Annotated in this window: 8 protein-coding genes; 6 read left to right on the plus strand and 2 right to left on the minus strand. The window is 67.5% G+C overall.

The features are described 5' to 3' along the window. Positions 1–85: 85 nt before the first annotated feature. The 5 genes from tpx (at position 86) to G7Z99_RS03685 (ending at position 10,248) form a co-directional block, all read left to right on the plus strand. Complete coding sequence (gene tpx / locus G7Z99_RS03665; protein ID WP_181092148.1) at positions 86–586, plus strand: thiol peroxidase; 501 nt, start codon at positions 86–88, stop codon at positions 584–586. 576 nt (positions 587–1,162) lie between these two features. After that, on the plus strand, positions 1,163–2,431 hold the full coding sequence (locus tag G7Z99_RS03670) for an MdtA/MuxA family multidrug efflux RND transporter periplasmic adaptor subunit (protein ID WP_181092150.1): 1,269 nt from the start codon (positions 1,163–1,165) through the stop codon (positions 2,429–2,431). Beyond that, complete coding sequence (locus G7Z99_RS03675; RefSeq protein WP_181092152.1) at positions 2,428–5,520, plus strand: MdtB/MuxB family multidrug efflux RND transporter permease subunit; 3,093 nt, start codon at positions 2,428–2,430, stop codon at positions 5,518–5,520. Before G7Z99_RS03670 ends, G7Z99_RS03675 begins: the two co-directional genes overlap by 4 nt. A 130-nt stretch (positions 5,521–5,650) precedes the next feature. Continuing rightward, positions 5,651–8,761 (plus strand): efflux RND transporter permease subunit, encoded by a 3,111-nt coding sequence (locus G7Z99_RS03680; protein ID WP_181092154.1) that lies wholly within the window; start codon positions 5,651–5,653, stop codon positions 8,759–8,761. Further along, positions 8,758–10,248, plus strand: coding sequence for an efflux transporter outer membrane subunit (locus tag G7Z99_RS03685; protein WP_181092156.1), 1,491 nt, complete (start codon positions 8,758–8,760; stop codon positions 10,246–10,248). The genes G7Z99_RS03680 and G7Z99_RS03685 overlap by 4 nt, the downstream gene beginning before the upstream one ends. 359 nt (positions 10,249–10,607) lie before the next feature. Here the strand turns inward: G7Z99_RS03685 and G7Z99_RS03690 are convergent, their stop codons facing one another. Continuing rightward, on the minus strand, positions 10,608–11,084 hold the full coding sequence (locus tag G7Z99_RS03690; protein WP_181092158.1) for a hypothetical protein: 477 nt from the start codon (positions 11,082–11,084) through the stop codon (positions 10,608–10,610). A gap of 132 nt (positions 11,085–11,216) precedes the next feature. On the opposite strand from G7Z99_RS03690, the gene G7Z99_RS03695 reads away from it, so the two are divergent. After that, positions 11,217–11,717: a GNAT family N-acetyltransferase gene (locus G7Z99_RS03695; protein WP_181092160.1), complete on the plus strand. Its 501-nt coding sequence runs from the start codon at positions 11,217–11,219 to the stop codon at positions 11,715–11,717. A 22-nt stretch (positions 11,718–11,739) separates the two neighbouring features. On the opposite strand, the gene G7Z99_RS03700 is transcribed toward G7Z99_RS03695, so the two are convergent. Then, positions 11,740–13,032 carry an OprD family porin gene (locus tag G7Z99_RS03700; protein WP_181092295.1) on the minus strand — a complete coding sequence of 431 codons (1,293 nt, stop codon included), beginning with the start codon at positions 13,030–13,032 and terminating at the stop codon, positions 11,740–11,742. Between the last annotated feature and the right edge of the window lie 34 nt (positions 13,033–13,066).

The following is a 13,066-nucleotide window of genomic DNA, read 5'->3' on the forward strand; positions in this document are numbered from 1 at the left end:
GACATTTTGCCGCCCAAGGCATAGGCACTCGAGCGGCTTCATGCTTAACTCGTCATCCTCTTTCATCCCTACAAGGAACCCGTTCATGGCTCAGGTCACTCTCAAAGGCAACCCGGTTCAGGTCACAGGCAGCCTGCCCGCGGTCGGCAGCCAGGCCCCGGCGTTCACCCTGGTCGGCGAAGGGCTGGCGGACAAGTCCCTGCAGGACTTCGCCGGCAAGCGCAAGGTGCTGAACATCTTCCCGAGCGTCGATACCCCGACCTGCGCGACCTCCGTGCGTAAATTCAATGCCCAGGCCAACGACCTGGCCAACACCGTGGTGCTGTGCATCTCGGCCGACCTGCCGTTCGCCCAGGCGCGCTTCTGCGGCGCCGAAGGCCTGGAAAACGTCAAGAACCTGTCCACCCTGCGTGGCCGTGAGTTCCTCGAGGCCTACGGCGTGGCCATCGCCGACGGTCCGTTGGCCGGCCTGGCCGCCCGCGCGGTGGTGGTGCTGGACGAGCACGACAAGGTCCTGCACAGCGAACTGGTCGGCGAAGTCGCCGACGAGCCGAACTACGAGCAGGCCCTCGCCGTCCTCAAGTGAGCATGACCTGGGGCCTGGCGGGCTTGCGTGCAATGCAGGCGGCGCCTGACCGGGCCCTATCGCTGGCAAGCCAGCCCCCACGGGTCCTTATTCCAGGCAACTGCCTGTCCTCAGCCTGACGACCGCACCCTGTGGGAGCGGGCTTGCCCGCGATGCAGGCTGTGCCTGACCAGGCCCTATCGCCGGCAAGCCAGCTCCCACTGGTCCTAATTCCAGGCAACTGCCTGGCCTCAGCCTGCTGAGCGGACCCTGTGGGAGCGGGCTTGCCCGCGCTGCAGGCGGCGCCTGACCAGGCCCTATCGCAGGCAAGCCTGCTCCCACCAGTTCCCGTTCCAGCAACTCCCTGGCCTCAGCCTGCTGACTGGCGATAGGGCCTGAAGGCTCCCATACGGCTTGCCCAACTGGCCAGAACGCTGCGCCTGCGAGGGTCGAGGTCCTGTTTCCTCACGGTCGCCTGCCACGCAGAACCCTGTCAATGAAGGTAAAACCCGCGTAAAGGGCCTTTGCTAAACACGTTCAAGTGCTTATCGTTCACCCTCCTCACGTCGCCACCCTCGAACAAGGTTCGTTCAACCCATGCATTCTTCTGCTCCCCGCACCTCTCGCCGCTGGCTGTTCGGCCTGCTGATCCTCGGGCTCGTCGCCGTACTGGCCTGGTGGCTGTGGCCTGCCTCGACGGCACACCAGGACACCGCTGCCGACGCGGGCAAGGGCGGGCGGCCTGGGTTCGGGGCGTCGACCGACCCTGTGCCGGTGCGGGTCGAGCCGGCCACGGTCAACGACTTCCCGCTGTACTACAAGGCCCTCGGCACCGTGACCGCCCTGAACACCGTCAACGTGCGCAGCCGGGTTTCCGGCGAGCTGGTCAAGGTGCACTTCAAGGAAGGCCAGCAGGTCAAGGCGGGCGATCTGCTGGCCGAAATCGATCCGCGCACCTACCGGATCGCCCTGCAGCAGGCCGAGGGTACGCTGGCCCAGAACCAGGCCCAGCTGAAGAACGCCCAGGTCGACTTCGCCCGCTACAAGGGCCTGTACGCCGAAGACAGCATCGCCAAGCAGACGCTGGACACCGCCGAGGCGCTGGTCGGGCAATACCGCGGCACCATCATGACCAATCAGGCGGCGGTGAACGACGCCCGCCTGAACCTGGAATTCACCCAGATCCGCGCGCCCATCAGCGGCCGCGTCGGCCTGCGTCAGCTGGACCTGGGCAACCTGGTGGCTGCCAACGACACGACGGCACTGGTGGTCATTACCCAGACCGAGCCGATCGACGTCGCCTTCACCCTGCCGGAAAGCGAGCTGACCACCGTGCTGGCACGCTACCGCAGTGGCGCGTCGCTGTCGGTCGAAGCCTGGGACCGGGGTGACACCCGCCTGCAGGCCACCGGCACCCTGGCCAGCCTCGACAACCAGATCGACATCACCACCGGCACGCTCAAGTTCAAGGCACGCTTCGAGAACAAGGACCAGGCGCTGTTCCCCAACCAGTTTGTCAACGTGCGTCTGCTGGCCGACACCTTGCGCCAGGTGGTGACCGCGCCTGCCGCGGCCATCCAGTTCGGCACCGACGGTACCTTCGCCTACGTGATCGACGCCCAGGACAAGGTCAAGATCCAGCCGGTCAAGGTCGGCCCCAGCGACGGCGAACGCAGCGTGATCCTCGAAGGCCTGGCCGCCGGCGACCGCCTGGTGCTCGAAGGCACCGACCGCCTGCGCGACGGTACCCAGGTCGAGGTGGTCCAGGACAGCGCGCAAGTCCCGGCCACGCCAGGTCAGCACCTGCAGGGCCAAGAGACCAAGGGCGCAGCCGAGGCCGGTGAAGCGGGCAAGGCGGGCGCATGAACCTGTCCCGGCTGTTCATTCTTCGCCCGGTCGCCACCACGCTGAGCATGGTGGCGATCGTCCTGGCCGGCCTGATCGCCTACTCCATGCTGCCGGTGTCGGCGCTGCCCCAGGTCGACTACCCGACCATCCGGGTCATGACCCTGTACCCCGGCGCCAGCCCGCAGGTCATGACCAGTGCGGTCACCGCGCCGCTGGAGCGCCAGTTCGGCCAGATGCCAGGGCTGAGCCAGATGGCCTCCACCAGTTCCGGTGGCGCCTCGGTGTTGACCCTGCGCTTCAACCTCGACATGAACATGGACGTCGCCGAGCAGCAGGTCCAGGCCGCGATCAACGCCGCCAGCAACCTGCTGCCCAGCGACCTGCCGGCCCCGCCGGTGTACAACAAGGTCAACCCGGCCGACACGCCCGTGCTGACCCTGGCCATCTCGTCCAAGACCATGCCGCTGCCCAAGCTCAACGACCTGGTCGACACCCGGGTGGCGCAGAAGATCGCCCAGATCAGCGGCGTGGGCATGGTCAGCATCGCCGGTGGCCAGCGCCAGGCCGTGCGCATCAAGGTCAACGTCGATGCCCTGGCCGCGGCCGGGCTCAACCTGGAAGACGTGCGCACGCTGATCGGCGCTTCCAACGTCAACCAGCCCAAGGGCAACTTCGACGGCCCGACCCGGGTGTCGATGCTCGACGCCAACGACCAGCTGCGCTCGCCCGAGGAGTACGCCAACCTCATCCTCACCTACAAGGACGGTGCGCCGCTGCGCCTGCGCGACGTGGCCGAGATCGTCGACGGCGCCGAGAACGAACGCCTCGCCGCCTGGGCCAACCAGAACCAGGCCGTGCTGTTGAACATCCAGCGCCAGCCGGGGGCCAACGTCATTCAGGTGGTCGACCTGATCAAGCAGACGCTGCCCTCGATCACCGACAACCTGCCCGCCGGCCTGGACGTGTCGGTGCTCACCGACCGCACCCAGACCATCCGGGCGGCGGTCAGGGACGTGCAGCACGAGCTGCTGATCGCCATCGTGCTGGTGGTGATGGTCACCTTCGTGTTCCTGCGCCGGGTCAGTGCCACCCTGATCCCGTCGATCGCCGTGCCGCTGTCGCTGATCGGCACCTTCGGCGTGATGTACCTGGCCGGCTTCTCCATCAACAACCTCACGCTGATGGCCCTGACCATCGCCACCGGCTTCGTGGTGGACGATGCCATCGTCATGCTCGAGAACATCTCCCGGCACATCGAGGAGGGCGAGACGCCGTTGCAGGCAGCACTCAAGGGCGCCCGGCAGATCGGCTTCACCCTGATCTCGCTGACCTTCTCGCTGATCGCGGTGCTGATCCCGCTGCTGTTCATGGCCGACGTGGTCGGCCGGCTGTTCCGCGAGTTCGCCATCACCCTGGCGGTGGCGATCCTGATCTCCCTGGTGGTCTCGCTGACCCTGACGCCGATGATGTGCGCCCGGCTGCTCAAGCGCGAGCCCGAGGCCCACGAGCAGGGCCGCTTCTACCGGGCCAGCGGGGCCTGGATCGACTGGCTGGTGCACCACTATGGCCGCGGCCTGACCTGGGTGCTGCGTCACCAGCCCCTGACGCTGCTGATCGCCATCGCCAGCCTGGTGCTCACGGTGATCCTGTACCTGGCCGTGCCCAAGGGCTTCTTCCCGGTCCAGGACACCGGCGTGATCCAGGGCATCTCCGAAGCGCCGCAGTCCACCTCGTTCACCGCCATGAGCGAGCGCCAGCAGGCCCTGGCCAAGGTCATCCTCGAGGACCCGGCGGTGCAGAGCCTGTCGTCCTACATCGGGGTCGACGGCGACAACGCGACCCTCAACAGCGGGCGCCTGCTGATCAATCTCAAGCCCCATGCCGCGCGTGCCGACACGGCCACCGAAGTGATCGCCCGCCTGCAACCGCAGCTCGAGCGCCTGGTCGGGATCCGCCTGTACATGCAGCCGGTGCAGGACTTGAGCATCGAAGACCGGGTCAGCCGCACGCAGTACCAGTTCAGCCTGTCCTCACCCGACGCCGAGCTGCTCTCGCAGTGGAGCGGCACGCTGGTCGACGCGCTGCGCCAGCGGCCCGAGCTGGCCGACGTCGCCAGCGACCTGCAGGACAAGGGCCTGCAGGTCTACCTGAACATCGACCGCGACCGGGCCAGCCGCCTGGGCATCAATGTCGCGCAGATCACCAACGCGCTGTACGACGCCTTCGGCCAGCGGCAGATCTCCACCATCTACACCCAGGCCAGCCAGTACCGCGTGGTGCTGCAGTCGCGCGACGGCGGCAGCGTCGGCCTGGAAGCGTTGGAGCAGGTCCACGTCAAGGCAGCCGACGGTGGCCAGGTGCGTCTCTCGGCCCTGGCGCGCATCGAGCAGCGCCCTGCGCAGCTGGCCATCTCGCACATCGGCCAGTTCCCGGCGGTGACCCTGTCGTTCAACCTGGGCAAGGGCGTCTCGCTGGGCGAGGCGGTCAAGGTGATCGGTGAGGTGCAACAGGCCATCGGCCTGCCGATCGGCGTGCAGACGCGCTTCCAGGGCGCTGCCGAGGCGTTCCAGGCCTCGCTGTCGAGCACCCTGTTGCTGATCCTGGCAGCCGTGGTGACCATGTACATCGTGCTGGGGGTGCTGTACGAGAGCTACATCCACCCGATCACCATCCTGTCGACCTTGCCCTCGGCCGCGGTGGGCGCCTTGCTGGCGCTGATCCTGAGCGGCAACGACCTGGGCATGATCGCCATCATCGGCATCATCCTGCTGATCGGCATCGTCAAGAAGAACGCCATCATGATGATCGACTTCGCGCTGGAGGCCGAGCGCCACCAGGGCATGGCGCCCCACGAGGCGATCTACCAGGCGGCCCTGCTGCGTTTCCGCCCGATCCTGATGACCACCCTGGCAGCGCTGTTCGGCGCCGTGCCGCTGATGCTCGCCACCGGCTCGGGCGCCGAGCTGCGCCAGCCCCTGGGCCTGGTGATGGTCGGCGGGCTGCTGGTCAGCCAGGTACTGACCCTCTTCACCACGCCCGTCATCTACCTGTACTTCGACCGCCTGGCCCGGCGCGTCGGCAAGCAGCGCACCGCGGAGCAGCCATGAGAACAGTGGCGAGCGGTGAGCGGCAGGGAGCACGCCGGCCACGCCGCAGGGCAGGGCAGCAGGCGCGCCGACAGCGCGCGCAGGCTGGCTGCTTGCCGCGTGCCATGCGCCGCTGCCTGGAGGCCCGCCCATGAACCTGTCGGCCCCCTTCATCCGTCGCCCGGTGGCGACCCTGCTGCTGAGCCTGGCGATCATGCTGCTCGGCGGCGTCAGCTTCGGGCTGCTGCCGGTGGCGCCGCTGCCGCAGATCGACTTCCCGGTGATCGTGGTGCAGGCCAACTTGCCCGGCGCCAGCCCCGAGGTCATGGCGTCCAGCGTCGCCACGCCGCTGGAGCGCAAGCTCGGCAGCATCGCCGGGGTCACCACCTTGACCAGCAGCTCCAACCAGGGCTCGACCCGGGTGATCATCGGCTTCGAGCAGGGGCGTGACGTGAACGCCGCGGCCCGCGAGGTGCAGGCGGCGATCAACGCGGCGCGCAACCTGCTGCCCAGCGGCATGCGCAGCATGCCCACCTACAAGAAGATCGACCCGTCCCAGGCACCGATCATGGTCCTGTCGCTGACCTCCGACGTGTTGCACAAGGGCCAGCTGTACGACCTGGCCGACACCATCCTGTCCCAGAGCCTGGCGCAGGTGTCCGGCGTCGGCGAGGTGCAGATCGGCGGCAGCTCGCTGCCCGCCGTGCGCATCGCCGTCGAGCCGCAGTTGCTCAACCAGTACGGCCTGGCCCTGGACGACGTGCGCGCGGCGGTGGCCAATGCCAACCAGCGTCGGCCCATGGGCTTCGTCGAGGACGCCCAGCGCAACTGGCAGGTGCGTGCCAACGATCAGCTGGAAAAGGCCGAGGACTACGAGCCGCTGGTCATTCGCCAGGAGAACGGTGCGATCCTGCGCCTGAGCGACGTGGCGACGATCACCGATGGTGTCGAGAACCGCTACAACAGCGGCTTCTTCAACGACCGGGCGGCCGTGCTGCTGGTGATCAACCGGCAGACCGGCGCCAACATCATCGAGACCGTGGCGCAGATCAAGGCGCAGCTGCCCGCGTTGCAGTCGCTGCTGCCGGCCAGCGTGCAGCTGGACGTGGCCATGGACCGCTCGCCGGTGATCCAGGCGACCCTGGCCGAGGCCGAGCACACCCTGGTGATCGCCGTGGGCCTGGTGATCCTGGTGGTCTACCTGTTCCTGGGCAACCTGCGCGCCTCGCTGATCCCCAGCCTGGCAGTGCCGGTGTCGCTGGTCGGCACCTTCGCGGTGATGTACCTGTGCGGCTTCTCGCTCAACAACCTGTCGCTGATGGCGCTGATCCTGGCCACCGGGCTGGTGGTGGACGATGCCATCGTGGTACTGGAGAACATTTCGCGACACATCGAGAAGGGCCAGACGCCGCTGCGCGCGGCGTACCTGGGCGCCCAGGAAGTGGGCTTCACCCTGCTGTCGATGAACGTCTCGCTGGTGGCGGTGTTCGTCTCGATCCTGTTCATGGGCGGCATCGTGCGCAGCCTGTTCATGGAGTTCTCGGTGACCCTGGCGGCGGCGATCCTGGTGTCGCTGCTGGTGTCGCTGACGCTCACGCCCATGCTCTGCGCGCGCTGGCTGACGGCGCAGCAGAGCCACCGCCAGACCCGCCTGCAGCGCTGGAGCGAGCGGGTCCATGCGCGCATGGTCGCCGGCTACGACCGCAGCCTCGGCTGGGCCCTGCGCCATCGGCGCCTGACCCTGCTCAGCCTGCTGGCGACCATCGTGCTCAACGTCGCGCTGTACGTGGTGGTGCCCAAGACCTTGATGCCGCAGCAGGATACCGGCCAGTTGATCGGCTTCGTGCGCGGTGACAACGGGCTGTCGTTCACCGTCATGCAGCCGAAGATGGAAGCCTACCGCCGCGCCTTGCTCGAGGACCCGGCGGTGCAGAGCGTGGCCGGTTTCATCGGCGGCAACAGCGGGACCAACAATGCCCTGGTGCTGGTGCGACTGAAGCCCATCAGGGAGCGCGCCGACTCGGCCCAGCAGGTGATCGAGCGCTTGCGCAAGACCCTGCCCAAGGTGCCCGGCGGGCGCCTGTTCCTGATGGCCGACCAGGACCTGCAACTGGGTGGCGGCGGGCGCGACAAGAGCACCTCGCAGTACCTCTATACCTTGCAGAGCGGCGACCTGGCCGCCTTGCGCGAGTGGTTCCCCAAGGTCACCGCCGCGTTCCGGGCCTTGCCGCAGGTCACCGCCATCGATGCGCGCGACAGCAGTGGTACCCAGCAGGTGACCCTGGTGGTCGACCGCGACCAGGCCAAGCGCCTGGGCATCGACATGGACATGGTCACCACGGTGCTGAACAACGCCTACAGCCAGCGGCAGATCTCGACCATCTACGACAGCCTCAACCAGTACCAGGTGGTGCTGGAGATCAACCCCAAGTACGCCTGGGACCCGAGCACCCTCGAGCAGGTGCAGGTGATCACGGCCGATGGCGCACGTGTGCCGCTGTCGGCATTTGCCCGCTACGAGAACAGCCTGGCCAACGACCGGGTCAGCCACGACGGGCAGTTCGCCTCCGAAGACATCGCCTTCGACGTCGCCGAAGGCTACAGCCCGGACCAGGCGCTGGCGGCAGTGGAGCGCGAGATCGCCAAGCTCGGCCTGCCCGAGACGGTGATCGCCAAGCTCGGCGGCACCGCCGATGCCTTCGCCAAGACCCAGCAGGGCCAGCCGCTGATGATCCTCGGTGCCTTGCTGCTGGTGTACCTGGTGCTGGGGATCCTCTACGAGAGCTACGTGCACCCGTTGACCATTCTCTCGACCCTGCCGTCGGCGGGCGTGGGTGCGTTGCTGGCGCTGTACCTCACGGGCGGGGAGTTCAGCCTGATCTCGATGCTCGGGTTGTTCCTGCTGATCGGCGTGGTGAAGAAGAACGCCATCCTGATGATCGACCTGGCGCTCCAGCTCGAGCGCCACGAGGGCCTCAGCCCGGAGCAGTCGATCCGCCAGGCCTGCCTGCAACGGCTGCGTCCGATCCTGATGACCACCCTGGCGGCCATCCTCGGCGCGCTACCGCTGCTGCTGAGCAGTGCCGAGGGCGCCGAGATGCGCCAGCCCCTGGGGTTGACCATCATCGGCGGGCTGATCCTGAGCCAGGTCCTGACGCTGTACACCACGCCCGTGGTCTATCTCTATTTCGATCGCCTGCGCCACCGCGTCAATCGCTGGCGAGGCGTGCGTACCGACGCTGCCTTGGAAACGCCGTTATGACTTTCGTCCAGCCCCCCGTCCACCGTGCGCTGCGCCAGCGCCTGCACGCACCGAGCCTGCGCCTGCTGGGCCTGGGTGCGTGCCTTGCGCTGCTCAGTGCCTGCACCCTGAGCCCGGACTATCATCGCCCCGAGGTGACCACCCACGCCGTGCAGTTCAAGCAGGCCGAGGGCTGGACACCGGCCAACCCCTCCGATGCGCTGGCACGCGGCGCCTGGTGGGAGCTGTACAACGACCCGCAGCTCAACCAGCTGATCGCCGAACTCAACCGTAACAACCAGACCGTGGCCCAGTACGAGGCCCAGTACCGTCAGGCCCAGGCCTTGGTGCGCAGCAGTCGCGGCGCGCTGTTCCCCAGCCTCGACCTGTCGGCGGGCAAGACCCGCTCGGCCCAGGGTGCCGGCAGCAGCAGTTCGAGCCTGAGCAACAACAGCAGCGGGATCCGTGACACCTACACGACCCAGCTGGGCGTGAGCTGGGAGCTGGACCTGTGGGGCAAGCTGCGCGACACCCTGGCCTCCAGCCGGGCCAGCGCCGAGGCCAGCGTTGCCGACCTGGCGGCGATCCGCCTGAGCCTGCAGTCGGAACTGACGCAGAACTACCTGCAGCTGCGGGTGATCGACGCGCAGAAGCGCCTGCTCGAGTCCACTGTCGCCACGTACGAACGGTCGTTGCGCCTGACCGAAAACCAGTACCGCGCCGGCGTCTCCGGCCCGGACGCCGTCGCCCAGGCGCGCACCCAGCTCAAGAGCACCCAGGCCGACCTGATCGACCTGGCCTGGCAGCGTGCCCAGTTCGAGAACGCCATCGCCGTGCTGCTGGGCCGGGCACCGGCCGACTTCGCCCTGGCCGCGCGCGACGACATCCCGGCGCTGCCGAGCATCCCGGTCGGCTTGCCTTCGCAACTGCTCGAGCGGCGCCCGGACATCGCCTCGGCCGAACGTCAGGTGATGGCGGCCAACGCCAACATCGGCGTGGCCCGCGCTGCGTACTTCCCGGACCTGACGCTGAGCATGAGCGGCGGCTACAGCAGCAGCAGTTTCCGCGACTGGATCAGCCTGCCGAACCGCTTCTGGTCGGTCGGGCCGCAACTGGCCATGACCTTGTTCGATGGCGGACGCCGCAGCGCCGAGGTGGACCGGACGGTGGCGGTGTACGACCAGACCGTGGCGCAATACCGCCAGACCGTGCTCGATGGGTTCAGGGAGGTCGAGAACTACCTGGCGCAACTGCGCGTCTATGCCGACGAGGCGGGGGTGCGCGACGAGGCCCTGGCAGCGGCACGCCAGTCGCTGCGCCTGACGGAGAACCAGTACAAGGCCGGGCTGATCGGGTATCTGGACGTGGTCAATGTCCAGGCGACGGCGTTGAGCAACGAGCGCAGTGTGCTGAACGTGCTCGAAGGCCGGTTGGTGGCCAGTGTGCAGCTGATCGCGGCGCTGGGGGGCGGGTGGCAGGAGCGTACGGCATTCGCGCAGGAGCCTTGAGGGGCTGAACGCGCGAGGTGGACTGAACGTGCGAATGGGCTGATTCTACGGCCCCTGCGGGCCCGATCGCGGCACAGGGGCCGCTCCCACACCCGTAGCCACACCGCGGTGAGGCAGGTCGTCGCGGTTCCCATGTGGGAGATTCTATGGTTTCTGCCAAATGCTGATGTGGATCCTGACGGACCCGATCGCGGTCGGTCCGGCGGGGGTCGCTCACCCGTAGCCACCCCGCGGTGTTGCAGACCATCGCGGTCCCCTGTGTGGGCCCCTGTGCCGCGATCGGGCCCGCAGGGGCCGTGGAATCAGCCCCGCCGGCTCTGCCTCCACACGAAAAGATCAGCCCCGGCTAACGCGCTCGATCACCCCTGACCCTTCGCCAACGCCGCCAACTCCGCATCCACCTTGCGCAACCGCGCCTCGGCCTTCGCCTTGGCCGCCGGGTCGTTGGCCCGCTGGTCCATCAGTCGCGTCAGCTTCTCGCTCACCTGGCGGCCTTCGGGCGTCTGGTTCAGCGCCTGGGCCTTGACCGGGTCGCGGGTCGAGGCCTTGATGATCTCGAATTCGGCGTCGCTGAAGTTCTTCTCGCTGTACAGCTCCAGCAGGTCCTGACGCTGGTCTTCGACCGTCAGGTTGCGGCGCAGCACCTCTTCGATCGTCGGCAACGGCACGTCGGGGTGCGTGCCGGCCAGCAGCTCGGCCATCTTGTCGATGTTGTGCTCGTAGGCGTCCTGGATCGGCAACTGCGCCAAAATCTCCTGGTCCCGACCGCTCTGCTGGTCGCAGGCTGCCAGCAGGACGAGCAGCATCAACAACGACGTCTTCTTCATGATCGGCATGCGCAGGCCCTTTGGGCGAGAGAGGAGGGCCCGAGTGTACCTCGGCCACCTGGCCAGCGACCATGCCATCGTTGCGAGTGCCAGCCGGGTACGGTAGAACCGTCCCTCCCACCCATGATGTTTCAGGTCCACATGCCCACATCCACCTGTACCCTGCACCGCGTCACGGCCGAAGCCGTCGACGAGGTACGCGCCTTCGTCGACCAGGCGCGACGCGAGCTGTTTCCCCAGCTGGCCGATGCACCGCTGCCAGCCGACCTGGCGCACTTCGAACGCACGTACGTCACCGGGCCAGGCTGCTTCCTGGTCGCGCGGGATCACGGGCAGCTGGTCGCGGCCATCGGCTATCTGCCCTACGACCATCGCTTCGCCCAGCTCGATTACCACGGTCGCTGCACCGTGGAGATCGTCCGGCTGTTCGTGTCCCCCCGTTACCGTCGCGGTGGCCTGGCTGCGCGCCTGTTCGAAGCCCTGTGTCAGCAGGCCCGTGACGCCGGGGTTGAATGCCTGTACCTGCATACCCACCCGTTCCTGCCTGGCGCCATCGCCTTTTGGGAGCGCCAGGGCTTCGAGATCGTGGACGTCGAGGACGATCCGGTCTGGCACACCACCCACATGAGCCGACCGGCCTGATCGACCATTCCGCCAGCGGCGATCAGAGCGGCCCGGACAACGGGTATTCCACCGCCAGACGGAGCTGGTCGCTGTCCAATTCGGCCTGCGCGGTGTTGCCTCGGTGCACGTCGTGCCGCAGCGAGAAAGTAGTGCCCTTGGCCTGGCCGCTCTGGATGACGTAGCGCGCCTCCAGGTCGCGCTCCCAGTGCTTACCGCCTTGGCCATAGCCGAGGTAGGCATAACCGCCGGTGGGGTCCACATGGCTGCCATCGATGCCCGAACCTCGGACGTACAGCGCCGTCAGGCTCAGGCCCGGCACCCCATAGGCGCTCATGTTCAGGTCGTAGCGCGCTTGCCAGGAGCGCTCGTGGGGCGCGTTGAAATCGGACAGCTGCACAGCATTGCCGATGAAGATGGCGCCACGGCTCACGTAGTCGAACGGGGTGTCGCCGTCGACCTGCTGGTAGCCGAGGCTGACGCTGTGCGGGCCTTGGCTGTAGCGCGAAACCAGGCTCCAGGTGGTGTTGTCGATGCGTCCCGACAGGGCCTTGCCGGTGTCGGTGGTGCGGTAGAGGTTCAGGTCCAGGCTCAGGCTGCGCTGGTCATCCAGCGCCTGGGCGAGGTTGCCGCCCAGGTACTGCTGGTTCCAGGTGTCCTCGTAGCGCGAGGTGAACAGGCTGGCGCTGAGGTTGGGCCTTGGGCTGTACACGGCACCGGCCAGGTCGAAGTGATCGCCCTGTGTGGCATTGGAATAGTTGACCGCGAACCCTTGGTCATGACTGCTGGCGTTGCGGTCGGCGTCTTCAGTGAAATGGCCGGCCACCAGCTTGAGTGCCTCGAATTCATTGCTGATCAGGAACAGCCCGGTCGCCGTTTCGGGCAGCAGGCGGCTGTCCGAGGTACTGAACACCGGCGTCTTGACCCGCTGTTCGCCGTACCAGAGCACGCTGTCCGACAGCCGCAGCTTGAGCGCGGCACCGGCACGGCCGTAGGTGTCCTTGGGGTGACCCTGGTTGTCCAGCCCCAGCAGACGCGCCTTGCCCGCGCGCCCGCCGCCGCTGTCGAGCTTGACCCCGAGGTAGGCATGGGCGTCGACACCTACGCCCACGGTCCCTTGGGTGAAGCCCGACTGCACGGTCCCCATGAGCCCGTAGCCCCATTCTTCGGCCTGGCCATTGCGCGCGGCGCGCGGCTTGTAGGCATTGCGCGCGCCGCTGTTGCGACCGCCATGGCGGTAGTCGCGCTGATCGAAGACGCTGCGGTTGAGCACGCTCCAGGTGCCGTCTTCGAGAAACCCCTTGGACTGGGACTGGGCCGTCTCGCCCCACGCCATCGGGCTGAGTCCGAACAGGGGAACCAGCACGATC

The organism is Pseudomonas entomophila, from assembly GCF_013523165.1.
Taxonomy (GTDB): domain Bacteria; phylum Pseudomonadota; class Gammaproteobacteria; order Pseudomonadales; family Pseudomonadaceae; genus Aquipseudomonas; species Aquipseudomonas entomophila_A.